Annotated in this window: 25 protein-coding genes and 4 pseudogenes; 17 read left to right on the top strand and 12 right to left on the bottom strand. The window is 56.5% G+C overall.

Features of this window, described 5'->3' with window-relative positions; genetic code table 11:
* The first annotated feature begins 167 nt into the window (after window positions 1–167).
* The 8 genes from C4Q26_RS01700 to C4Q26_RS01660 all read left to right on the top strand — a co-directional run bounded on the left by C4Q26_RS01700 (window position 168) and on the right by C4Q26_RS01660 (window position 6,718).
* Window positions 168–485, top strand: a complete 318-nt coding sequence (locus C4Q26_RS01700) for a hypothetical protein (RefSeq protein WP_104882619.1) — start codon at window positions 168–170, stop codon at window positions 483–485.
* 11 nt (window positions 486–496) lie between these two features.
* A complete protein-coding gene (locus C4Q26_RS01695) occupies window positions 497–1,219 on the top strand; it encodes a hypothetical protein (protein ID WP_104882618.1) in 723 nt (240 codons plus the stop codon).
* 3 nt (window positions 1,220–1,222) lie between these two features.
* On the top strand, window positions 1,223–2,218 hold the full coding sequence (locus C4Q26_RS01690) for a GTP pyrophosphokinase family protein (protein ID WP_104882617.1): 996 nt from the start codon (window positions 1,223–1,225) through the stop codon (window positions 2,216–2,218).
* A gap of 396 nt (window positions 2,219–2,614) precedes the next feature.
* Complete coding sequence (locus C4Q26_RS01680; RefSeq protein ID WP_104882615.1) at window positions 2,615–2,938, top strand: phage holin, lambda family; 324 nt, start codon at window positions 2,615–2,617, stop codon at window positions 2,936–2,938.
* Complete coding sequence (locus C4Q26_RS01675) at window positions 2,938–3,276, top strand: HNH endonuclease (RefSeq protein WP_104882614.1); 339 nt, start codon at window positions 2,938–2,940, stop codon at window positions 3,274–3,276. Before C4Q26_RS01680 ends, C4Q26_RS01675 begins: the two co-directional genes overlap by 1 nt.
* A gap of 153 nt (window positions 3,277–3,429) precedes the next feature.
* A complete protein-coding gene (locus tag C4Q26_RS01670) occupies window positions 3,430–5,109 on the top strand; it encodes a terminase large subunit (protein WP_104882613.1) in 1,680 nt (559 codons plus the stop codon).
* 150 nt (window positions 5,110–5,259) lie between these two features.
* Window positions 5,260–6,558, top strand: coding sequence for a phage portal protein (locus C4Q26_RS01665; RefSeq protein ID WP_104882612.1), 1,299 nt, complete (start codon window positions 5,260–5,262; stop codon window positions 6,556–6,558).
* 16 nt (window positions 6,559–6,574) lie between these two features.
* Window positions 6,575–6,718: a hypothetical protein gene (locus C4Q26_RS01660; protein ID WP_256583355.1), complete on the top strand. Its 144-nt coding sequence runs from the start codon at window positions 6,575–6,577 to the stop codon at window positions 6,716–6,718.
* Here the strand turns inward: C4Q26_RS01660 and C4Q26_RS01655 are convergent.
* The 6 genes and pseudogenes from C4Q26_RS01655 to C4Q26_RS01635 all read right to left on the bottom strand — a co-directional run.
* A pseudogene (locus tag C4Q26_RS01655) lies at window positions 6,687–7,271 on the bottom strand (host specificity protein); the annotation flags it as partial. The gene C4Q26_RS01660 and the pseudogene C4Q26_RS01655 sit on opposite strands and share 32 nt — an antisense overlap.
* Before the next feature lie 53 nt (window positions 7,272–7,324).
* Window positions 7,325–7,468 (bottom strand): hypothetical protein, encoded by a 144-nt coding sequence (locus C4Q26_RS27805; RefSeq protein ID WP_158664873.1) that lies wholly within the window; start codon window positions 7,466–7,468, stop codon window positions 7,325–7,327.
* A gap of 57 nt (window positions 7,469–7,525) precedes the next feature.
* Window positions 7,526–8,098 carry a tail assembly protein gene (locus C4Q26_RS01650; RefSeq protein WP_256583354.1) on the bottom strand — a complete coding sequence of 191 codons (573 nt, stop codon included), beginning with the start codon at window positions 8,096–8,098 and terminating at the stop codon, window positions 7,526–7,528.
* A 561-nt stretch (window positions 8,099–8,659) separates the two neighbouring features.
* Window positions 8,660–9,157, bottom strand: a complete 498-nt coding sequence (locus tag C4Q26_RS27800; RefSeq protein WP_158664872.1) for a hypothetical protein — start codon at window positions 9,155–9,157, stop codon at window positions 8,660–8,662.
* Window positions 9,158–9,332: 175 nt separating this feature from the next.
* A complete protein-coding gene (locus C4Q26_RS01640) occupies window positions 9,333–9,749 on the bottom strand; it encodes a hypothetical protein (RefSeq protein ID WP_104882609.1) in 417 nt (138 codons plus the stop codon).
* A gap of 601 nt (window positions 9,750–10,350) precedes the next feature.
* Window positions 10,351–10,452, bottom strand: a pseudogene (locus C4Q26_RS01635) (phage tail protein); the annotation flags it as partial.
* A gap of 18 nt (window positions 10,453–10,470) precedes the next feature.
* On the opposite strand from C4Q26_RS01635, the pseudogene C4Q26_RS01630 reads away from it, so the two are divergent.
* From C4Q26_RS01630 to C4Q26_RS01595, 8 genes and pseudogenes are all read left to right on the top strand, one after another.
* Window positions 10,471–10,989 (top strand): annotated as a pseudogene (locus C4Q26_RS01630) (host specificity protein); the annotation flags it as partial.
* Window positions 10,990–11,484: 495 nt separating this feature from the next.
* On the top strand, window positions 11,485–12,030 hold the full coding sequence (locus C4Q26_RS01625) for a tail fiber assembly protein (protein WP_256583353.1): 546 nt from the start codon (window positions 11,485–11,487) through the stop codon (window positions 12,028–12,030).
* A 57-nt stretch (window positions 12,031–12,087) separates the two neighbouring features.
* Window positions 12,088–12,522 carry a structural protein P5 gene (locus C4Q26_RS01620; RefSeq protein WP_104882608.1) on the top strand — a complete coding sequence of 145 codons (435 nt, stop codon included), beginning with the start codon at window positions 12,088–12,090 and terminating at the stop codon, window positions 12,520–12,522.
* Entirely contained in the window at window positions 12,519–13,043 is a 525-nt protein-coding gene (locus C4Q26_RS01615) for a DUF2514 domain-containing protein (RefSeq protein ID WP_104882607.1), read from the top strand. Before C4Q26_RS01620 ends, C4Q26_RS01615 begins: the two co-directional genes overlap by 4 nt.
* Window positions 13,044–13,208: 165 nt before the next feature.
* Window positions 13,209–14,003 carry a DNA adenine methylase gene (locus C4Q26_RS01610; protein WP_104882606.1) on the top strand — a complete coding sequence of 265 codons (795 nt, stop codon included), beginning with the start codon at window positions 13,209–13,211 and terminating at the stop codon, window positions 14,001–14,003.
* Between the two features lie 343 nt (window positions 14,004–14,346).
* Window positions 14,347–14,593, top strand: a pseudogene (locus C4Q26_RS28235) (hypothetical protein).
* A 621-nt stretch (window positions 14,594–15,214) separates the two neighbouring features.
* A complete protein-coding gene (locus C4Q26_RS01600) occupies window positions 15,215–15,718 on the top strand; it encodes a hypothetical protein (protein WP_177429813.1) in 504 nt (167 codons plus the stop codon).
* A 60-nt stretch (window positions 15,719–15,778) separates the two neighbouring features.
* A complete protein-coding gene (locus C4Q26_RS01595) occupies window positions 15,779–16,363 on the top strand; it encodes a hypothetical protein (RefSeq protein ID WP_158664871.1) in 585 nt (194 codons plus the stop codon).
* A gap of 370 nt (window positions 16,364–16,733) precedes the next feature.
* Here the strand turns inward: C4Q26_RS01595 and C4Q26_RS01590 are convergent, their stop codons facing one another.
* The 3 genes from C4Q26_RS01590 to C4Q26_RS01580 all read right to left on the bottom strand — a co-directional run bounded on the left by C4Q26_RS01590 (window position 16,734) and on the right by C4Q26_RS01580 (window position 19,699).
* Window positions 16,734–17,375 carry a 7-cyano-7-deazaguanine synthase gene (locus tag C4Q26_RS01590; RefSeq protein WP_104882604.1) on the bottom strand — a complete coding sequence of 214 codons (642 nt, stop codon included), beginning with the start codon at window positions 17,373–17,375 and terminating at the stop codon, window positions 16,734–16,736.
* A gap of 520 nt (window positions 17,376–17,895) precedes the next feature.
* Window positions 17,896–18,276, bottom strand: a complete 381-nt coding sequence (locus C4Q26_RS28630; RefSeq protein WP_177429812.1) for a hypothetical protein — start codon at window positions 18,274–18,276, stop codon at window positions 17,896–17,898.
* Between the two features lie 277 nt (window positions 18,277–18,553).
* Complete coding sequence (locus C4Q26_RS01580; protein WP_104881948.1) at window positions 18,554–19,699, bottom strand: MFS transporter; 1,146 nt, start codon at window positions 19,697–19,699, stop codon at window positions 18,554–18,556.
* 87 nt (window positions 19,700–19,786) lie between these two features.
* Here C4Q26_RS01580 and C4Q26_RS01575 point away from each other — a divergent pair, with 87 nt between their 5' ends.
* Complete coding sequence (locus C4Q26_RS01575) at window positions 19,787–20,554, top strand: IclR family transcriptional regulator (protein ID WP_023379959.1); 768 nt, start codon at window positions 19,787–19,789, stop codon at window positions 20,552–20,554.
* A gap of 448 nt (window positions 20,555–21,002) precedes the next feature.
* Here the strand turns inward: C4Q26_RS01575 and C4Q26_RS01570 are convergent, their stop codons facing one another.
* From C4Q26_RS01570 to ttdA, 3 genes are all read right to left on the bottom strand, one after another.
* Window positions 21,003–21,872 (bottom strand): oxaloacetate decarboxylase, encoded by an 870-nt coding sequence (locus tag C4Q26_RS01570; RefSeq protein WP_104882603.1) that lies wholly within the window; start codon window positions 21,870–21,872, stop codon window positions 21,003–21,005.
* Window positions 21,873–22,014: 142 nt separating this feature from the next.
* Window positions 22,015–22,623, bottom strand: coding sequence for a L(+)-tartrate dehydratase subunit beta (gene ttdB / locus C4Q26_RS01565; protein WP_028945996.1), 609 nt, complete (start codon window positions 22,621–22,623; stop codon window positions 22,015–22,017).
* Entirely contained in the window at window positions 22,620–23,519 is a 900-nt protein-coding gene (gene ttdA, locus C4Q26_RS01560; protein ID WP_104884014.1) for a L(+)-tartrate dehydratase subunit alpha, read from the bottom strand. Before ttdA ends, ttdB begins: the two co-directional genes overlap by 4 nt.
* Window positions 23,520–23,537: the final 18 nt, after the last annotated feature.

Genomic DNA, 23,537 nt, shown 5'->3' with positions numbered 1-23,537 from the left:
CGGGCTGCCTGGACAAATCTGCTATCAGAACAGGTTGATTCGAAGTCACGGCGGCGCTGCAACTGCGGCTGTAGGCGTCGGGCAACCCATCGGGGAATGGCCAACGGGGTCTGTTTGAAGATGGGGTGCGAGCTGTCGGTGCGGCGCTGGGTCAAGGCGTCCAACGCATGAGGAAGAGCCACGGCCCGGCTTTCAAGAAGGCCGTAATTGATTTGGATGAATGCCCTTTGTGCCGTGGGAGAGCGGTCACTCAGGGCGTGTTTCACGAACTGCCATGCGACTACTGCAACGCCTCGGGGTGGGTGGCGGCTGCAACTGGTGATGCCCTGGCCCTGGATGAGCTGGTGACCCAGCTCAGCATGCGGCTTCGGGCAGCGCTCCGGCAGATCGAGCAATTGAAGAACCCTCAAGCATCCGGGCCTGAGGGGACATATCAGGGAAGCAACCGGCGCGGCGCCGGAGGCACCAACTACACCGGTGATTGAGGGGGAAGGACATGATCTACAACAGCGTATCGGGTGCAGTGGTGGCGGCTTTGGCGGCTGGTGAAAAGGGCGCCGCGAAGGGGCAGGCCTGGCAGAAGCTCTACAAAGCGGCAGAGGAAGAGGGCGGTTGCCTGGCTTCACTCGGAGGGCAGTCGGGTGGTTTTGATCGGGCTCAGGTGGACTACTGGCTGTCCGCTCGACTGCACCACTTGTTGATTCCTCGGCACTGGCAGGCGCTTAATGCCAAGTATGCCACCAGCAAGGGGAAGAAGCTGCAGGGCATCTCGTCCATTGCGCCACTGATCGCCAGCCCAGCGCCGCAGCTGTTCATCTACAAGGCGGTCACGGCCTGGGCTGTGCCTAAGTTGAAAGGGGCTCGCCGGAAAGGCCCGCGCTCCGTGTCGGTGGAGATTCCGCTGAACGCGCCAGAGTGGCGTCGCAACAACCTAGTCAATGCTGCGCTGGCGGCTGGTCAGGCTGAGCGGAAGAAGGCAGAGGCGCTTGCCGATGACCTGATTGTTCTGCCCGACATCTTCTACGACATGAACACCTGGGATTTGAATGGAACTTCGGAGCCAACAAGGCGCCGCTGGCGGGCGGGGATCAAAAACACGCTTGACGAGATGGTGGCCGAAGCGCTTGCCCAAGTTGAAACTATCTTGATTGCGGAAGGATTGCTTCTAGACCTCTTTGGGGCACAAATGAGAGGATGTCAATCAGTTATGGGAGGGTGAGACATGCAAGATTTGGAGACTTTACGCACTGGTTATCAGGACGTTCTGCCTCGCGCGGAGAGGCTAAAAAATGCTGTAATCGCAGAGCTGTTAGAGCTATTTCAAAAAAGCGGTGTGGCACTCGGTGTCCCGATTGAGAGTAGGGTCAAAGCCTGGGCCTCTATTGCTGAGAAACTTGATCGTAAGCGCATGGTTTTATCATCGATTCATGATTTGACTGATTTAATTGGAATACGAGTTATTTTGCTTTTCAAAAAAGACTTGGATGCCGTGCGCACAATTTTGTCTCAAAATTTCGAGCTGATTTCCTCGGAAGACACCGGTGAGCGTTTGGGAGAGTCTGAGTTCGGATATCAATCGCATCACTATCTGTTAAAAATTCCTGCTACCTGGCTCTCTGTGCCCACTTGGTCCGGGTTTGGAGGCTTTACTCTGGAATTTCAAGTTAGAACCATGGCTCAGCACATTTGGGCCGCAGCATCACATAAGCTTCAGTATAAACAAGAGTCAGGGGTGCCCCATCCGATTAGGCGGTCTATTAATCGAGTTTCTGCACTTTTGGAAACCGTCGATTTGGAGATTCAACGAGTTTTAGATGAGCGGGATGCATATAAGGGCAATGTATTAGTCTCTACTGATTATGATCTTGTCGATGATAGTGATCTGAATGTTGACAATTTGGCTTTGATCCTTTCCGAGATTTATCCGCGTGCGAATCGAGCGGAATTTGAAAACTATTCGGAACTCTTAAGTGATATGTTAGAGCTAGGCGTGAAGAGCCAAGCCGAAGCTCGTAAGATCTTCAGGCGACATTATGAACGTACTATGGCCGCAGAAAAAATGCATGTTGCTGATGGTGTTGGTGACTTTGATGAAGAGCCTGACACGCGGCCTACGGGGGTCTACTTCAAACACGTTGGACTGGCTCGTGAAGCACTACGAGGCGAATTCGGTGAAGAAATCTTTCGCTCTAAGCAGTTGACAACTGTGAGCGATTGAGCGAGATTATCCCCATCCTGTTATTCCTGCGCGTGTTGAGGAGTGACGAATCTTCTCTCCGGAGCGGTCGCAACGCCCATCCAGGTTGGAGTCTTAGCCGGCATCGTAGCAATAGGGTTGATACTGCTGTTCATATCGAATCTGATGTATGCGAAAGTGCATGAGCCGAGCGTAGCGGATGAATCTACGAAGGAGGTTACCGGGATGAAAACACTAGACAGTGCGGTTCTGAAAACGAGTCAAGATGTCGGTGCCGGTATAGTCTCCAGCCTAATAGTTGCGCTGATTCGAGCCTTTTGAGGCTCATCCGAGCCCGCGATAGCGGGCTTTTCATTTAAAGCCCTGGTGATCGCCGGGGCTTTTTCATTTCCGCTCCCCGCAACGGGAGGAATCGAGATGCCAAACATGCCCGAGAAGGATCCTGGCTTGTGGGCCGCTGTGCTCGCCTGGGCGCTGGCTCACCAGCCTCAGATGTATGCTGCTGGCCTGTCGGTAGCGATCGCTGCCCTTAGGGTGGTCTATGGCGGCGGCACTCGCCGGCAGATGATGCTGGAGGGCGCGCTCTGCGGCCTAATCACACTGGCCTTGGTGCCGCTGCTTGAATGGATGGGATTGCCGCAAGGCATGGCCACCTTTGCAGGTGGCGCTGTCGGTTTCATGGGAGTCGAAAAGCTTCGCGGCTACTCCGATTTGTTCCTTTCCCGCAAGGCTCAAGGCTGATGGCCAGGCTCAAGACGTTAGGCCCTCGCATCAAGGAGAGCGCAGGGTCGCGGGTCAAGCTGGTGAGCCCAGGAAGTTGGCGGAGCGGAATGACTAGCTCCCAGCGCGGCTACGACTACAAATGGCAGAAGGCCAGAGAGCAATACCTGCGCGACAACCCGCTGTGCGTCTACTGCGAGCGGAACGGCCGCACAACTGCGGCCAGGGTTGTCGACCACATCATTGCTCACCGTGGAGACATGGTTCTCTTCTGGGATCAGACCAACTGGCAGGGTCTCTGCAAGCCTTGTCACGACTCCGTCAAGCAGGCCGAGGAGGCGGCGGGGCTGAGTGGTTGAGGTGTCAGCGGATCGTCGAAACCCCACGGGGCGCCATACAGGCACGCCAGTGACGTGCTGCGAAAGGGGTAGGGGGGTCAAAAGCTAGGGATTCTCATCTATCTAGACCGCCTCCGACCCCACGCGCCCCTCACAGTCGTCAAGGGGTGACACATGCTTTGGACCACTGCCTGCCCTGACTGGTGGCGGCGTCTGGCTGCCAGCGAATCCATCATCCCCGAACCGCTCTTTCCCCAAGAGGCAGAAGAAAGCCTCGAGGTTTTCAAGGGGCTTCGCATTGTCGATGCCCCAGGCAGTCCAACTATCGAAAGCGCCTGTGCCCCATGGGTCTTGGCTTTCGCTGGGGCCGTGTTCGGCAGCTACAACAGCGAGACCGGTGAACGCCTGATTCGGGAGTTCATGCTTTGCATACCGAAAAAAAACAGCAAGTCGACCATCGCCGCCGCGATCATGCTGACAGCCCTGGTGCGCAATTGGCGGATGTCGGCCGAGTTCATCATCCTCGCGCCGACCAAGGAAATTGCCGACAACGCCTTCGTCCCGGCGAAGGACATGGTCAACAACGATGACGAGTTGAAGGATCTGCTGCATGTGCAGCCACACCTTCGGTTGATCACCCATCGGGAGACCGGCGCCACGCTGAAGGTCGTCGCCGCTGACAGCGACGTGGTGGGCGGCAAAAAGGCCGTGGGCGTACTGATCGATGAGGCCTGGCTGTTCGGCAAGAACCCGAAAGCAGCCGACATGATTCGGGAGGCCACCGGCGGCCTGCTGTCCAGGCCCGAAGGCTTCGTTATCTGGTTGACCACGCAGTCGAACGAACCGCCCGCTGGGGTATTCCGGTCGAAGCTGAACTATGCGCGCGGCGTGCGTGATGGCCGCATCAACGACAATCGCTTCCTGCCGATCATCTACGAATTCTCCAAGGAGATGATCGACAGCGGTGATGCCCGTAAGCCAGAGAACTTCCACCTGGTGAATCCCAATATGGGGTTCTCAGTCGACCGCCCAACGCTTGAGCGCTTGTTCATGCAGGCGGAGATCGACGGGGAGGCGGAGCTGCGTGGTTTCCTGGCCAAGCACCTCAACATCGAGATCGGCCTGGCCTTGATGTCTGATGCCTGGGTCGGTGCCGAATTTTGGGAGCCACAGGCAGCCACTTGGCTCAACCTAAATGAAATCCTTGAGCGGTGCGAAGTCATCGATGTGGGTGGTGATGGAGGAGGGCTCGACGACTTGCTTGGGCTTGCCGTCGTCGGCCGGGAAGCGAGCACCCGCCGTTGGTTCCACTGGGCTCACGCTTGGGCCCACCCGTCGGTCCTCGAGCGTCGCAAGTCCGAAGCCCCGCGGCTAAAGGATCTTGAGGCGGTTGGCGACCTGACCATCGTGAAGCGCATCGGTGAGGACGTGGAGCAGTTCGCAGCCATCGTCGCCCGTATCAACGAGACCGGCTTGCTGGACAAGGTCGGGCTCGACCCGGCGGGGATTGGCTCTGTTCTCGACGCCCTGGCCGACGCTGGTGTCGAAGAGGACAAGATCGTTGGCATCTCCCAAGGCTGGAAACTTACCGGCGCGATCAAGACGACGGAGCGCAAGCTCGCTGAGGGAACCCTTTTGCATTGCGGCCAGCCGCTCATGGCCTGGTCGTGCGGAAACGCCAAAGGGGTGCCGTCGGCCAACGCCTTCTTGATCACCAAGCAAGCCTCGGGCACGGCCAAGATCGACCCGCTGATGGCTACATTCAACGCCGTTTCACTGATCAGCCTCAATCCTGAGGGGCGCGGGGGAATGGACAACTTCATGGCTGGCATTCGGGACCCACTGATCGCATGAACGCACTTTACATTTTCATCGCCTGCGCTCTGGTGGCTTTCTTCCTGGCATGTGCTGGGGTATGGGTTTTGGCCGGTACTGGCTGGGCCTTGATTGCAGGAGCAGTGAGCTTCTTCTGCATCGCTGGTTTCCTTCGCCGAGGGCTGACCAGTGATTAAAACCTTATCCCAGGCTTTGGGGGCTGCGGCCGCCAAGCCATCAGCCAGCATGAGCGAATGGTTGGGCAGGAGCATCAAGCTGTCAGATGGCGGCTTCTGGGGCGCGTTTCTCGGGGCTCAGTCCAGTAGCGGAAAAACGGTCAGTGTCGACAAGGCGATGCGGCTTTCCACGGTGTGGGCCTGCGTCCGCATCATCTCCACCTCGGTTGCGGGCTTGCCCCTGAGCATCTACCGGCGGATGCCTGATGGCAGTCGAGAGAGTGCACGGGACTTCCCGCTGTACGACGTGGTGCACACCAGCCCCAACGAGGACATGGCCGCCTTCCATTTCTGGCAAGCAGTCGTTGCCTCGATGCTGCTGTGGGGGAATGCTTACTGCGAGATTCACCGATCTGCAGGTCGCGTCATTGCGCTGGACTTCCTGATGCCGTCCCGAGTCGACCTCGAGTTCGATGATGACGGCCGGCTGAGATACTTCTTCAGGCCACGCAAGGGCGCGCGTCGGGAGATTGTGCGGCAGAACATGCTGCATATCCCGGCCTTTACCTTGGACGGCCGGATTGGCCTTTCGGCCATTCGCTACGGCGCGGATGTGTTTGGCTCGGCGATGTCGGCAGACGACGCGGCCAACAGCACTTTCCGCAACGGCATGATGCCTACGGTCGCGTTTTCGGTGGACAAGACACTGAACCCGGCCCAGCGCGTAGAGTTTCGTGAGTACGTCAAGACCATCTCCGGGGCGCTGAACGCTGGCAAGAGTCCTGTGCTTGAGCAAGGCGTGAAGCCGGAGATGATCGGCATCAACCCCGCTGACGCGCAGCTGCTGGAGTCGAGAGGGCACAGCATCGAGGAGATTTGTCGATGGTTCGGCGTCCCGCCTTGGATGGTGATGAAGACCGACAAGGGCAGTAACTGGGGGACCGGCCTGGAACAACAGCAGATCGCGTTCCTCACCTACTGCATCATGTCCTTCACGGCGCCGATCGAGCAGTGCGTGAACAAGTGGTGCATGACGGCGGTAGACCGGATCAACTTCTATTCGGAGTTCTCGCTCGAAGCGTTCCTGCGGGCCGACAGCTCTGGGCGTGCGGCGTACCTCAGCACGATGGCCCAGAACGGCTTCATCACCCGCAACGAAGGGCGGCGAAAAGACAACATGCCTCACATGCCAGGCGGTGACGTTCTGACGGTTCAGTCGAACCTGGTGCCGCTGGACCAGCTGGGCAAGCAAGACGATGGTCAGGCCGCAAGGGCCGCACTGATGAACTGGCTTCAACAGCCGGAAAAGTAAATCTCGGGAGTAATCCATGAAACACAAGATCCAGTCTCGCGGCCTGCGCAGCGAGATGAGCCCGCGCGCGCTCGATAAATGGAACCCCGCGATCCAGGCGGCCGTCGAGAACACCTCGGACACCATCACGGTGTACGGCGTGATCGGCGAAGACTGGTAGCCGCCGGCAGGTTCACACGCACGGAGCGCTGGTACCCATTGGTGGTCTTGCCGTCCACGGCGCCCAGGTGAGCCGCAACGTACGCCCCGCCGTCAGTGGCGATATCGATGGCGTACTCGATGCGATAACCGTTGGTGTTGCCGCTGCTGTCCTGCTTGGCCAGGCGCGGCCAGGACATCCGTACACGCACGGCGGAAAGTTGGGTATTGCTTAGCGCGCGGGTGAACGCGTTGTCACTGCGGAGCTCGACATTGACGGTGGTCTCGTTTTCAACCGCCGGGATGCCCTGGATGTAATCTTGCTCAACGGAGCCTGGGCGCCATTCCCATTTCACACCTGGGAAGTTCACGTTGCCGCTGGAGTCCGCGATTGGGGTGTTGTCTAGGTAGATATCGCGATCAGTCGGCGTGCCATCGAATTCGCCCTCGCCCACGGCCAACAGGATCTTGGCGATGTTTGTCGACTGCAGGCTGTCCGGTGCCTCGACAGGAGTTTTCGGGTTGCTCTCACCGCCCTTGGCGCCGGTGATGTCCAGGTGAGCTGCTGCGCCCATGCTTTCCTCCGGGCAATAAAAAACCGCCTGGAGGCGGTTTTCTTTAATTTCAACTAATCAAGAAACGTCAGTGAAAAAGCAACTAAAATAATGACCGCACACACAGTGGATACGCCCACCATGCCCACGAAATCCGCGCCCTTCTGCGACATTTTTCCCGAAATCTTGATGGCAACTGATACGACAATCTTAGGCATCTGAACTGCTCCAATGATGGAAATCACGGAGCAAGGTGTTCAGGGGCTGAAACGTCGTTACGTCTTGTCGTGCGCCTCAATCGAGGCCGAGATGATCGCCCCGCCCCAGCGGCGCTCGCCGATGCAGATCGGGACTGGATTGCCACTTGCAGTGGTGTTCTTGGCGCTGCCAAAGGCGTAAGACGGCAGGTTCTCTGATGCGGCGCTTTGGGAAAGGCCCTTGGCCTGTGGGCTAAGCATCTGGATGACGCCGCCGGCGACCAATCCAATACCAGCGCTCATCAGTGGCGCACCGAACGGCGTAGCTGACAAAAAGGCACCGGCCACGATCATGACCACACCAATAATCGTCTGAAGCACGCCTGCTCGCTTGCTGCCTCTGATGACTGGAACAATTCGTACTTCTTGGCTGCCGCTTCGTTCAAAGTCTTTTTGTCCAATGTTTTTGCCATTCCGGAAGATAGCAAACCGCAAACCTTTTGAGTCGAGCCTCCTGATCTCTTCTTCGAACCCGGGAAGGGTAGCCTTCAAGGCCGAAAAGACCTCCTTCACAGTTCCGCTATCGATAAGCCGCTGATGGATCCTGCCGAATTTCTTAGCAAGCGCCCCAGACAACTTGATTGTAGTCATGCGACTACTCATCAAAACCGCAGTCATAGCTTTCTCCGGATAATAAAAAACCGCCCGAAGACGGCTTGTCAGTTGTAGTCGATGTAGGGGCCTATGTAGACACCGCTCATGTCTCCACTGATGCGGTAGAAGCTTTCCTTGCCGGGCTCGACTCGGGCAGTGATTGATCTGACCGCCATGCCTCCGCAGAGGCCAGAACCAGACAAACCGATCCCAAGATTCGGCTGACCAGGCGGCAGATAGAATGTCGCTCGTTGACCTGGCCCAACCTTGGCCGACTTTCTGCCTTCTACGTAAACAACTATGTCGCAGCCTGACCCCAGTGCTCCTGAATCCCTGACTACGGTTAGAGATCCGCTGGTGCCTGCGGGAGCGGCTTGATATGCGTAGAGCTCATCTTTCGGCACGAGTTCGGCTTGTTGAACAGGGGTAGCCGAAGTACTGCACCCCGCCAGCAATACCAGCCCGAGAGCGCCTACCAGAATTCGCATGTGATCCCTCCTTATTGCGGTCGTAAGTTAGCGCACAGTAGATCGCAGCTTACCCCTACGAATCATCCATCTACGAAGCAGGCGCGAGGGCTTTGCTGTGGATCGCAACATTTACCTGCTCAGCTGAGACGCCGTAACGTCTTGCAACAGAGGCGCACGCTTCTTCCATAGTCAATGCGGGTGCTATTTCGACCGGTCGGTAATGGCAGCTGGTGCTTAAATCCGCTTGAAGTGCTTGGCGCTGGAACTCTGTCAACCACAGAGTTTGAGAGATTCCATTCTTAAGCGTCATGGAAAGGTTGTAAGTACGCTCTGATATAGCAGACAAATCAGCAATTTTTTGCCCACCATCGCCTACCCCAAATTTCCAAAAATTAATTTCGGCCACAGCATGCCAGCTTCCATCTACTACGAATCCCACATATTGGCAGGCTAGCAAGCTTACGATTGAGGGCTGTCTGTCATTTGGAAGCTCGAAGCTCCAGCTCTGAGAAATCTGTTGGTATTCGGCATGCGAAACATGCATGACGACGCCAATCCAATCACGTTCATGGTAAGGGCGGTCCATTCTCTTTCCTAGATGATGTCAAACAAGCATAGTCCCTAGATTCGCCAAGAAGCGCCAGCCTGTTCATCCATCCAGGCTGAACGGGACTTCAGTAACCGGCTAGGCTGGCGGCTTAGTTGCGTTGCGCCCCCCCCCAACGAACCGCCCCGGTCCGTTACGGGAAAGCCTAAGGGTGTTACTTGGATGTTATGAAAAGAAGCCCCAATGTAACTGCTCCTGCAGCAACGTAGGTCCCGACAGTTGCTGCTCGTTCCCAGCCGGTCTTGTCAGCCCAACTCTTCTCAGGCTCTTTTTCATGCTCCGGAGGCATTCGACGCTCCCGCTCCCTCTCAGTAGTCTTGGCCAAGAGATCGCCTAGATATTTTATTACGTCCTCGCCAGCTTGGAGAAACGCGGGAAAATCTACATGGAAATTGGGTTCATGCGCAGCCTTATTCCGCACACTTGCGATCCATCTGATTTTCTTCACCATTGGGGCGCTTATCATACCTTCTACAGACGTAAGCCTTTCGTGGATTCCCCTTCCTGATGCGCCAAGCTTGCCAAGCAAGGATTCAATTTGGGTCGAAATGTCTAAAACCTGACCTCGCATCCCGCCTCTCCGTCGTGATTATTGACGGCAATTTACCATCACTAGCACGCTATCCCAACGAAGGATGCAAATTTGGCCCATCGAGCTGGCCGAACATCCAGTGTGGATGGAAACCCAGTAACCGCTGGGCTTGGCGCCGTAGTAGCGTTGCTCCTCCCAACGAACCGCCCCTGTCCGTTGCCGGAAAGCCCACGGACTGGGGCATGATGACCTAGGAAGTCAACGGGGCAAACGAAAGAACCGTTGAGCAACGACTGAACGATCTTGAGCAAGCGCTTCGGACAGCAATCGTTTTCAACTTGAACGCAGCAGCTGTACTTGGCCGCCGCCTGTCTTACGGAAATGACCCGATCGCGCAAGCGATTGCTCAAGACCTGCGCGATTTGAAAACCAGAGTTTCGAAAACATCGACAAAGCTCTGCACGATCATTACGTGGACAACCTGACCCTAAGCATTACTGGCCGAGCTTGAAGCCCGCAGCGTAGTAGTGCCCAGAGCGAGGGTGCTGAACCATCAGCACTCTCCAATCGGAAGACGCATTCTTCTCCTCAACACGTTTTTTCTCGATCGCCATTTAACTTCTCCTGCGGCCTAGCCGCTTCATTTCGCGTCCCGGTGACGCAACAAAAGGCGCGTCCGGTCGAGCCAGGGCCCGCCGAACACGATGATTTCCGATGGCCTGCCGAGCAGGTGATGCAGCATGAGCCGCTTCTTCGCCATACCTCTGGGTGGATGCTGCGCGTACGCCGGATTACACCAAATGCCAACAGCGGCACCGTGGCCGACACGATGACCATCGCTGGCTACACCGAGATCATCGACGAGAAACTGCGCTATCCGAACACCGCGCTGCTCTACATCGAATTCGACGCCCAGCAATTCCAGAACATTCCGGCGGTGACGGTGAAGTGCAAGGCCAAGCGCTGGCCGGTGCCAAGCAACTATGACCCGATCACGCGCACCTACTCTGGCGTATGGGATGGCACCTTCAAACAGGCCTGGACCAACAACCCTGCTTTCGTGACCTATGGCCTGTGTGTCGAGGACCGTTTCGGCCTGGGTAAGCGCATCAAGTCGTGGATGGTCGACAAGTGGGAGATGTACCGCATCGCCCAGTACTGCGACCAGCTGGTGCCGAATGGCCTGGGCGGCCAGGAGCCGCGTTTCCTGTGCGACATGAACCTGCAAGGTCGCTCTGAAGCCTGGACGCTGCTGCGTGATCTCTCTGCCATCTACCGGTACCGGGGGCAACACGGCGGCCTTGGCCCGCAGTGGGCTCGGCCTGAAAGCGGCAGCCGTTGCCGATATCGCGGGCACGGTGAGCCAGAGCGGCGGAACGCCCACCGGCGCAATCCTTGAGCAGGGCAGCAACGCAAACGGGCATTACATCAAATATGCCAGCGGGGCGATGATCTGCTGGGGAGAAGCGACTTATACCGGGGGCATCACAACGGCGATCGTCACTTCCGTTTTCGTCTCTGCGGCTGGCTTCACAATCACTTGGCCAGTGGCCTTCGCCAGTTCGGCTCCAGTTGAACTAAGCGGTGGTGTGACAGGCGGCTCTTACCGGGTTATCTGCGTCCCTTATCGGGCGAACACAGCCAACGGAACGATGACGTTCCAGCTGTACATCTCTTCAACGGCAGATGTTGTTTTCTCTTGGAAGGCCATCGGGAGGTGGTTCTAATGATTATCAAGCTTTCTCCAGTTCGTTCTGATGCTGGGCTCTCGGTTGTGAAATCCGGCGACAGCCTGGAAGTGAACGCAGTGTCGTTGGATTTCTCCCGCTTGGCCGAGGGCGCGACCCTGCCCGCCGAGGCGGTCGGCTGTGATTTCGTGATTGCGCCTGTCGAGCGTATCAACGGCGATCTGGTGTTGACCCTCATGCTGCCGCACGCGGCCGATGCGCCTCAGGCGGCCCGGTTCCCGGTGGACCTTTACCCGCAGGATGGGCAAGTGCAGTTACCGGGCATGGACTTGGGTGACCGCCCGGCCGCCGTGCCAGGCGTGATCGACTGGTCCCAAGTCATCACGGCCGAGGCCAAGGCCCAGACCGCCGCTGAGGAGTTGTTGGTCGCGGTGATGGCCGACCTGGCGCAACGCCGCGCGGCAGCGGACGCGGCGATCGCCCCGCTGCAGGATGCCGTCGAGCTTGAAGAGGCGACCGAGGCAGAGGCCGCGCTGCTAAAGGAATGGAAGCGCTACCGCATAACCTTGAGCCGTCTGCCCGAGCAGGAGGGTTACCCCAACAGCATCGACTGGCCCGCGCCGCCGGCCTGACCCGCACCGAACCCACCGACCGCCGCTTGGCGGTATTTTTTTGCCTGGAGAAACCCCATGACCGCACGCGGTATTCGCAACAATAACCCCGGCAACATCGATTTCAACCCGCGCAACGACTGGCAGGGCCAGATCGGCAAGGAACCTGGTGGCCGCTTCGCCATCTTCGACACGCCCGAGAACGGCATTCGTGCCTTGGGCAAGCTGCTCATCAACTACCGGGGCAAGGACGGCATGCCCGGCGTAGGTGGGAAGGGCATCGACACCGTGCTCGAGACCATCAACCGCTGGGCGCCGAGCAACGAGAACGACACCAAGGCCTATGCCTCGGCCGTGGCCAAGCGAATTGGCGTGCGCACCACTGACCCGATCAACATCAAGGACCCGGCCACGCTGCGCGGGATGGTGGTCAGCATCATCATCCACGAAAACGGCGGCAACCCATACCTGCCGGCGATCATCGACGAGGGCGTGCGGAGGGCCTTGGCATGAAGTCGTGGGCAATCAGATCGTTGATCCTGCTGGCACTGCTCGCGTCCTACTGGGGCATGTACCAGCACGGCAGGGCGGTGGAGCGGGCAGAGGCCGACCAGGCGTCGGCGAAACGGGATAGCGGCGACCGTCTGGCTGAGGTAATCGGCGAGCGGACAGCGCGAAAGGAAGAACAACGACGCGCCACGGCGCAGGAGGAGGCGAGAGCCCATGCTCAAGAAGAACGAACGATTGCTGATGCTGGCGCTGCTGACGCCAATGCTGCTGGCCAGCGGCTGCGCGACGAAGGCGCCAACATCGTCGCCTCCGTCAGTTGCCCCGGCACGGATACCGCTGCTATCGCCAGAGGCCAGGCAGCCACCCGCGCCGCCATGGTGCTCTCCGACCTGCTCGACCGGTCTGTCGCTACGAATCGAGAGCTGGCGCAGGCTTATGACCGAGCCAAGATCGCTGGAGAGCAGTGCGCAGGTGAGTACGACGCCCTGATCGCAAGGCGGGCGCTAGTAAGCGCCCGGGAATAAATTCGAAGGCTTCATGCAAAGAGAGCGGCCACCGGGGATGCGTCAACATCCCTGCTGACCGCCGGACCCGCAGACCATACCTGCAAGCCCAGCCAAGGCTCCCGCTCTGTGCACAAAGCACGGCGAGCCTAGCACCTGTTCATCCATACAGTAAAGGTTTGCAAATTGACTAACCCAATCATTCCTTGGATGGGCGGCAAGCGCCGCCTGGCCGACCGCTTGATCCCACTTTTCCCCGCCCATGAGTGCTACGTCGAGGTCTTCGCCGGTGGTGCTGCCCTGTACTTCATGCGGCCACAATCCGCTGCTGTGGAGGTCTTGAATGATCTCAACGGCGATCTGGTCAACCTGTACCGGGTGGTGCAGAACCACCTGGAGGAATTTGTCCGGCAGTTCAAATGGGCGCTGTCGTCCCGCCAGATCTTCGAGTGGCAAAAGATGGCGAGACCGGAGACACTGACCGATATCCAGCGCGCCGCCCGGTTCTTCTACCTGCAGCAGCACGCCTTCGGCGGCAAGGTCACTGGGCAAACGTTCGGTACCGCCACCACCGGACCTGCCATCAACCTGCTGCGCATCGAGGAGAACCTGTCCGCCGCCTGGCAGCGGTTGGCCGGCACCTACGTCGAGAACCTGACATGGCTCGACTGCGCGCAGCGCTATGATCGAGCGCACACCTTCTTCTACATGGACCCGCCTTACTGGCAGACCGCAGGCTACGGGGTAGATTTCCCATTCGAACAATATGAGCGCATGGCCGACTTCATGCGCACCTGCAAAGGCAAGGTGATGGTCAGCATCAACGACCATCCTGACATTCGAGCCGCTTTTGACGGGTTCCACTTCGAGCGTCTAGATATCCGGTACACAACCGCGAACCAGCGGCATGGCCAGGCCGATGTGACCGGTGAGCTGGTGATCATGAACTGGGAGCCATCAGATCTTGGCCAGCTTTTTTGAGCGGGGATGGAATGGGAGTAGGTCGGCAGAACGCCGGAGATGGATGGTTTTGGCTGTCTAAAACCGCTCAAAAGCATCTCGGTTTTACTGGGCGAAAGTCTCCGAAACTGGCCGAGCCATATTAAACAGGCTCGATTCTGCAGGCCGCATAGGTCGCGGCCTGAGGTCGATTTTTTCTGCTACTGCTGCATTACCGGTCTTAGAAGGATGACGCTGGAATTCGGCTGATTTCGATCTAAGCATTACCGTCCAGGTCAATCAATTCGCCGCCAACGAAATCATCTTTTTAACTGAAGGAGAGAGCTTTGCGAGGGGTAGCGTTGGTTTAGAGGCGCTCACAGGCATTGTATTGCTGGGTGGTTGCAAAGTGAGGGCTGCAACGACATTCAGTATGTACGGGTCGAGGTGGCCGTGCCGGTACCCTGGCGCATACTGGAGGTGGCTGTGTCGGCCTGGGCGGCTGCCGGCCTGCGCAAGACGGACAGACTTGAGTGAAGGTTAGGGCGCTGTTGGCTGAACGATGGCAGCGGATCGGGTATGAAAAGCAGCTGGTTTATGGGAAGAGAAGTTGTAGGGGCGGAATCAGATAGCCATAAGATCTAGCCTTTGATGGATATCTGTAATATCGTTTTGACACTATCTTGGCTTTTTTGGGAAATCATAATGACCGTTGACGATGATGTGGTTTTAGTAACAGGCGGTTGTGCGGTCGCGGGGGCTGGTGCAGGCGTGGCTATCGGCGCCGGTTCAGCAGCAGCCACCGCCGCATCGCTTGCGGCTTCAACGGTCGCCGCTGGATCCAGCGCCGCTGCTGCTACCGCCGCCTTGGCGACGGCTGGTGGCGGTGCTGTTGCGGCTGGTGGAGCGGGAGTTGCTGGAGGAGTTTCCGCCGTCGCATCTGCCGCGGCTGCATCAGCAACGGTCCCTGTTGTTGGGTGGGCAGTGGGCGGCGCCCTTGCTATTGGGGTTGGTGGCTATCTTACCTACACTAAGTTGATCAAACCGAAATTTGGTCGTTAGATCGCCGGTTACCTTGGGCTGTATGCGGGAAGCATCGACCTGACTGACTTTAATGCAGAGTCGGTCGGCGGTGCCTCGCCGGAATTCAAGCGTTGCGTGCGTCTGACTCAGGACCTGGCCGAAGTCGACGTCTTTAGCCAAGCGGCCGCACGGAACATGGTGAAAGCCGTCGACGGTCTGGCCGAATTGAAATGACGCTGCCCGTGCGTGCGCTCTGGAAGATCGAAGACGGCATTTACGACATCGCCTTGGGCGTGATTCGCCACCTGCTGGCAGTAGGTGGCGCTTTAGGCCTTGGCGGTTGGGGTCAATTGATGAGAGTGCTTTGGCTGAAGCCGTTTAGTGCCTGGGCTTCGCATCTGATGATGCCGTCTTACGTTTGCAGCTTGAGCAACCAGCGTGATCTTGACCATGCCGTGACGAAGGGGATGCTGGCATTCTTGATCGGCGGTTCGGTGGTGCTCCTGACCAAAGGCGTGTTTCTGACTTTCCTGATCTACGCCGTCATCTCGGCGGGCTTTTTCATCCGTGAAATCGCACGGTGGCTGAGCAGTGTCAAACCAGCAAACAACGGACACCCCCTACACGATTCAGGAGTCGGAAGGTTCTCGGACGAGGAGCTGTACTACGTGATGAATGCACCCGCCCCGTCTCTGACTGGCTACGCCAAGTACGATGACGACTGGGTCCATTGAATTGAATGTTTGGGTGTTCAATGATTTTTGTGTTTTGTTTAGTAGTATGAGGGAAGTTAGATGTTGGTCGTAATTTGCATTTTTGCTGTATTTTTTGTTTCTTTAGTGCTCGTCAATTTTTGTAAGGCTCGGTACTCGCGGGCCTCTGCAGTATCTAGTTTTGCTACTATGGTTGTTGCAGTTGGTGCGGCAGTGGTCGCGAACAATCAGTTGGAGGAGTCAAGGGTAAATTCTGTTAAGGAGTTGTATAGAAATTATTTGGAAATGGCGTTCGCTAATCCTAAGCTTTCCGCGGCATCTTACCCGATTCATGATCCTGTTTATAATTCGTTCAAGTCTGGCGAGGATCTTGAGAGGTATGAAAACTATGTTGGCTTTCTAGTTTTTGCGGCGGAGGAAGTATTGGAGAATGATGAGCTCAGGAGTGAGCGTGGATGGTGCGAGACAATCAGGGATCAGTTTAAGTATCATGCACTGTATCTGAGTGGCGATAGGTATAACATTAATCAATACTCTTCTGTTGTGGATAAGTTGATAATTGAAGCTATTGATATGTATATGCTTGAAGTGAAGATTTCGACGCCCGGTGATCACTCATTAGAGAAGTCGGAACTGCAAAATCTCCAGAAGAATTGCCAAGTGTAAGGCCGCTTGAGGGCATTTGATAGAGTTGGACGGTTAGACTCAAGGGGTTTGAAAATCGGTTCCAAAACTGAAACGGCGATCCTTGCAGTTTGCGGCATGTAGCCTTGCCCTATCGTCTTTGTTTTGGAATCGATTTGACTGCGTAACCAGCATGGACTAGTCGTTTGTACCACGGTCTTGAAAACCGTTGGTCAAAATCAGATGCGAGGCTTGTGCGGGCCAGAACGCGGACACCTAGCCAGCCAGGTTGAACACTATCGCAATTGGCGGATGTAGACCTCAGCGGACATTTGGAAAAGTCCGCTTAGGTCAAGGGGCTATAGTCCAAATGTAACGCTGCCGATGAGGTGGAATATATTTGGTAAGCTCATCATCCCAAATACTGCGTAGGATCGGTGAGTGATGATGCTACAAATGCTTTCTGGCGCTTGATGCATGGTTCACAAATACCGCAGTGCTGTGTGCCGTCGGCCGAACAAGAGCGTGTTGAGATGAAAGGAACACCAAGTTTATGACCCATCGTCAAAATCTCGGACTTTTCCATTTCAATGAAGGGGAGGCTGAATTCAAACTCGACACCTTGCAGCTCGCTTATCCCAACGCCCCACTGTCTGAAATACCCTGAGGGGTTTGTAAGTCCCGCTATATCGTCTTTGTGCAAGCCGCTTACCAATAGGTTGATGCCGGCCGATACGCAATATGTACTGGCGATACCGAATAATCCGTGAGGGCAGTTCCCTACGCCACCACCTCCTCCAGAAGTCTTGAACCCTAAGGGAATAACGGCCTCTGGAGTGAGGCCTAGGAATAATCTCTTCAGCCCTGTAACATCTACCGTCTCAAGTGATACGTCAAATTCTCTTGCAATCTGTCGCGCGGCAGCCAATTCAAAGTCAGCTGAGCGTTGCCCATAGTCAAAAAAGATTGCATAGGTTTTAAAACTCTGGACTGCACTAGCGAGCGCAGTGGCAGAGTCAGCACCGCCAGACAACATCACCAATGCTTTCTTCATTAAGCACCTCCAGTGAGGGAAACGGCATATAGGGATGCTTTCCTGATCTTCCTAATCTCTTGCCGAAGGCAATATCTGCCATCTAGATACTCTCTCATCTCGACTTGAACAATCAGGTTGGCTGCTCAAGCATAGCTTTTATTTTTCCGCACGCCTCAAATAGATACGGCAGCGATTCATAGGCGATACCGATTTCGCCGTGGGGGCTGCATGGAATGGGGCTCGCACCCTGGTCTTGAAATCCGCCGAGCTGCGCAAAACCACCGCTGGAGGTCGCGTGCTTCCGTTTGCAAAACGCTCGAAAACGCTTAATTTTGACGGCCAACCAAAGACTTGTTTTGCAGTAAAATCATATGCTTACGTTTCTTTGAGGCGCTGCATGGGGTGCAAGGGGTCGAGTGTTCGAATCACTCCGTCCCGACCAAAAATCCCTAAAAAATCCAGTCACTTAACGGTGACTGGATTTTTTTATGCGCGGCACTGCGCAAAATGAGCGCAAACCTACCTAGCGATCTCGCCACTATCCAGGTCGGCTTCGACTTCGGAGCACAGCCTTCTCTGTTTTCTTCTGTACTACATACAGGTAACCCTCACGCACGTCTTCGGATTTCATATCGAGAATGTCGCCTCGTCGTTGCGCGGTGATGACTGCAAGATCGATGGCGTCATTCAGCCAGCGCGGGGAGCCATCGCGGATTGCTTTCAGGCCTTCTAGCGTGTGTCGCTTGCGCTGCTTCTTTACGATTTTTGGAATTGTGCTGGCTGCAGGGATGTCCGGGCACAGGCCTTTAGCAGCGGCATGATTGAATAGGTCGATCAGAATTGCCCGCGCCTGGTTGCCTGCCCGCGGGGTCAGCGGCTCAAGGAGCTCGGCAATCATCCTGATAGTGATCTGGTCCATGGAGCGCTCGCCGAAAGTATTTCTGATCTGCTTGAATCTGACGGCATACCCGTCAAGCGTAGCGTTTGCAAGCACCCGAGGTTGGAGAACATCCCGCTCATAGGTGCTCAGAAGCTCTCCCAATGTCACTTTACTTTCGCCAAGAACTCGGCTACCAAGCCACCCCCGCGCAGCGGTGTTGAGCTGGGCAGCCGCATCTTTCCGTCGTTGGGACGCCGATACCCGATAGGTGCCCAGCCTAGCGTCGGAACAAAAGTTCATGGGCAGGCCAAGCGCTTCAGGGAGTGGGTCTGAATCTGCGCCGGGTGGCACTACCTGCCACAATTGCACACGCGATCAACGCCATGCCGGCTGCGCACAGAAATCCATCGGATCGCCCCCCTGGCACGAACTCAATGAACGAAGAAAGGAACTGCCCGCCGAAGATTGCTACAGAAAGCCAGGCCAGATTACGTCCCCGCTGGGCAGCATGACTGAGCTCGATGGTCATGTGGTTGAGCAATGGCACGGTGAGCCCAAATCCTAGACCAAGGCAAAGTCCGCCCTCGATCATCAACGTCAGGTCCTCTGCGGTCACAAACGCCAAGTGCGCCAGCGCGTAAAAAGCCAATCCGAAAATCAGTGTTCCGTGTTCGCCTGCCTTGCGGGCAGCAATGGGCATGACGGCCGCTGCCCCCACCGCAACCAGTGACACACCAGACAGAAAGTACCCGACCTGGGCTTCATTGAGACCAATGCCATGCAACCGCAGTGGCAGCATGATGATGGCGCTGAAGAATACGATCATGGAGAGCGTGGCTAACGCATACACAAGCCTCAGCGCAACCGAGGGGGTACGAGTGATCTCGCCTGCTTCCGTCGAGTGCCTGGTAACGGAAGGCTGAGGGACGCATACCAGCACCAGCACAAGCAGCCCCCACGCGCACAGGTACAGCGCGAATGGCCACTGCCATCCCACGTTTGCCAGAAGACCGGCTGCAGAGAGAAAGAGCACGCCGCCCAGCTCGATTGACATGCCTTGCATGGCAATCATGTTCAACCGGGCATTGCCTTCGTAGAACTCCGAGATCAGCCCGGTTCCGGCGGCCATGATCATGGCCGTCGATCCTCCCAGAAGGAGTCGGTCTACGAATATCGCTGGGCCGTGAAAAATGAAGCCCACCATGCCTAATAGCCCGTAGGCAAACAGGCCAAAGCACAAACTCTTGTATAGCCCGATTCGGTCGATGAGTTTGCCCGCCATTGGCCCAAAGACGATGACACCCAGCGACGGGACAGTAACCAGCCAACTGGCAGCGCTACCGAAGCCCAGTTTGTGAGCAATGGTAGGCAGTCCCGGGACGATGACGCACCCGACCATGATGGTCAGCGACGCGACTGCCAGTAGCACGAGAGATCCTGATCGAGAAAGTGGTGGATTCATGGGGTGTCCGTTTGGTGGAACAAATATCCGAATAACGGAACAGAGCATGTTGGGTTATCCTGTCGATGTCAACGAGAGGATCGACGAATGGTAAAGGGGGAAGAGGTGACATCTGAGGGAGAGGGTGCTGGAAAGCAAGTCATCGCGCGTGCCGCTGCGGTGTTGAAAACGCTGGAAAATCAGCGCGATGGATTGAGCCTGAGCCAGGTTGCCAAGGCGTCCGGGTTGCCGCGCACGACAGTGCATCGCATCGTGACGGCGCTGGAAGCTCAGCAGATGGTGATTACCGGAAGCTCGGGGATTCGTCTGGGGCCTGCACTTGTTCGGCTTGCGGCGTCTGCCCACACAGATCTGGTGGCGATTGCCCGGCCTTATGTCGAGAGCCTCGGGCGGCGTACCCGTGAGACTGTCGATGTCTCCGTGTACAAAGGGCTTCATGCCATTTCCGTGGATCAATATCCCTCGGATCAGGAACTGCGCGTCGTTTCTCCGGTGGGAACAGCATTTCCGATCCATTGCACCGCGCATGGCAAAGCACTGCTGAGCGCATTCTCGGAAGCGCTCTTGACCCAGATGCTGACGGCACCCCTTGAACGTCGCACAGCGTCGACCATCGTCTCTCTCAATGTGCTGATGGAGGAAGTGAGTGTCGCCAGACGACAAGGGTGGGCCATCGATCAGGAAGAGCACGCCCAGGGTGTTTGCGGTATCGGCGTGCAAATTCGCAGCGGGTTATCGGAGCACTATGCCATCTCGCTGGCAGTCCCGGCACTGCGCTTCCACACCAATCTGGAAGCGCTGAAGGCGGCGTTACTTCAATGCAAGGCAGAAGTTGAAGCGGTGATTGGGGTGTGAACATCCCCTGAGGTGTCTCGTCGAGAGCAGCCGTTCACCCTAGGCTCTGTACGAAAAGCCTTGATACTCGGTGATGCTGCGTTGAAAACAGCCTCGGAATGCTCATTTACAACCCGTAAACTCCGCTTCCTCGGCTGTTTTCGCCTTGCCTGACCTTCGTCTCAAGACTTTTCACACAGAGCCTAGGCCGCTTTCGACCCATAGCTGCCATTCGCAACCGTCTGCATACCACTTTCTGCAACGTTGCGAGCTATCAAATAGGCGGTTGGTAACGCCGTAGCGCAGGCTTGTCAGACGCTACAGTAGCTTCCATCGCCCAGCAAACGGAAGTATGAGCTTGCTTGATTTACTGAATGAAGGTTTTTTCTCGCTATTTGCCTCCCTGTCGGTTGGCCCATAGTAAGGCTACTCACACTACGTAGACATCCAGAAAAGGCTTCTGGTTTGCTTATGTACGGGGAAACTGCATAAGCATTGCGGCTTGATCACTGTAAACTTCCTGCAAGCAGTATTTTTTTACAAGCGTAGCAGCGCAACTACTTACAATATCATTTTGGTTACGCTGTGCCCGCAGGCTTTCAAACGTTGCCTGAACAGCTACAAAGTAGGCTGTGTGTCCGTCCACTACGATGCGAGTGCCAAGGTCTGCTAGGCCAGGTGCATCTCGCAACTCGCTGTTACCATAGGTTATGAGCATGATCGGAGTGCTTAGGCCGTCTGCGATAGCTGCGAGACTTTCAAAGTCCTTCACTCCCACGAGGCAAATGGCATCGGCACCGGAGCTTTCAAATGCCCGGGTTCGTTTAATGACATCTGATAAAGGCTGGGCACCTGCATGGGTGCGGGCGATTATCGCTAGCGACGCATCCACTCTTGCTTCTTTAGCCGCACGTATTTTACCTACCGCTTCATCAATAGCTATAAGCTCGACCGGTCGTCCCCCGAAGCGCGCAGGCAGGAGTGTATCTTCGATCGTAAGCGCTGCAACGCCAGACCGCTCTAGCTCCGCAACTGTGCGCATCACGTTCAGGGCATTACCATAACCGTGATCAGCATCGGCAATAATCGGTAAACGGGCTACTCTCCCGATACGTGCAGCCTGTTCTGCAAACTCGCTCAGCGTGATTAAAGTGACGTCTGGGGCGCCTAATACCTGTAGAGATGCCACTGAGCCACCTAAGATCCCCACTTCAAAACCAAGGTCTGCAGCTATGCGAGCCGACAAGGGATCAAACACTGAAGCTGTGCTAATACATATTTGACCTTGAAGTACTCTGCGGAAGTCATTACGTAAATCATGATGGGAACGGTTTCGCATAGCGATCCCTTAAAATTATCTAATGAGGCGTCAATTGAGGGCGTGCCAGGATTTATGTTGAGTGTTCGAAGTTATCGATCAGTGCCGTTAAGCGGTTGAAAGACGGGCAGATCAGGCGTATTCGCTGAACTGCCCATGCTCGTCACTTGATGAAACGAACTTGGCTATTGATCTTCTCGATGACCGCACCTTTGCGTTCGTTGAAGCGTGCCTTGTTTTGCTCGAACAGGTTGTTGCCCTTGGTGTCGATGGAGATGATCAGAGGCCCGAACTCACGCACTCGGTTGACCCACAGGGTCTCCGGCATGCCCAAATCCTGCCATTCAGCACGCTCAATTTCCTCGACCTGGGTGGCGGCCAGTACTGCGCAGCCACCGGGGAATACTGCGTGTACGGCTTTGTTCTCCAGGCACCCGGTGGTGGTCTCTGGCCCCATACCGCCCTTGCCTACGATCAGCTTGACACCGGTCTGCTCGATGAACTGCTTCTCGAATTTTTCCATGCGCATGCTGGTAGTAGGGCCGATGGACACCATTTCGAAGCTGCCGTCTTCTTTCTTCTTGACGATTGGGCCAGCGTGGAAAATGGCGCCGCCACGAAGGTCAACAGGCAGCTCGCGGCCCAGCTCGATGAGGCGGCGGTGGGCGACGTCACGGCAGGTCACCAGTTGGCCGGTGAGGTAAACCACATCGCCGACGTTGAGGTTGGCCAGATCTTCGTCGCTGATAGGGGTATTGATGATCTTTTTCACAGTACTACCCCTTCGTGGGAGAGGATGTCATAGGTCAGGTCGGCGTTGATGCGGATCTTGCCGCGGCGGTGTGCCCAGCAACCGGTGGACACAGCCACGCCAATGGTCGAGGGGTGACGCGCCGAAGACTCGATGTTCACGCCCATAACGCTGCTGTTGCCGGTCAGTCCCTGCGGGCCGATGCCGATTTCGTTAAGACCTTCTTCCAGCAGCTTTTCCATCATTGCCGCGCTTTCGTTAGGGTGGCTGGAGTCGACTTCGCGGAGGATGGCCTTCTTCGATAGGCGTGCTGCGGTCTCCACCGATGTGGAGACACCCACGCCTACAAGCAAAGGTGGGCAGGCGTTTACACCACGGGAGGTGATTACATCGAAGACAAACTCAGTCACCCCTTCATAGCCTTGGCCTGGCATCAGTACCTTGGCCGAACCCGGCAACGTGCAACCGCCACCGGCCATGTACACGTCGACGATGGCGTAGTCGGCATCGGGGATGATTTCCCAGTCCAGCCAGGGGATCTTCGAGCCGGTGTTGGTGCCCGTGTTCTTCTCGATGAAGGTTTCCACCGCGTTGTGGCGCAGGGGCCCGTGGATGGTGGCTTCCTTGGTAGCGTTTTCGAGGATGCCTTCCATTTCACCGAGCAACGGGAAACGCGCGCCGGCCGAGATGAAGTACTGGATAACGCCGGTGTCTTGGCAACTGGGGCGGTTGAGCTTGTCGGCGTATTCTTGGTTGTCGGCCATCGAGTCGTACACGGCAATGGCCAGCGGATTGGTTTCTGCTGCACGCAGCTTGGCCGTTTTTTCCTTCACGTCTTTGGGCAGGCGTTTGCCAATATAGGCAGTGAACTTGGCCAGAGTGTCGGTCAGCGATGAGACGGCTGCTTCTTTATCTATGGTATCCACGGTTATTTC

The organism is Pseudomonas sp. SWI44, assembly GCF_002947915.1.
Taxonomy (GTDB): Bacteria; Pseudomonadota; Gammaproteobacteria; order Pseudomonadales; family Pseudomonadaceae; genus Aquipseudomonas; species Aquipseudomonas taiwanensis.
This window is presented reverse-complemented; position numbering and strand designations above follow the sequence as displayed.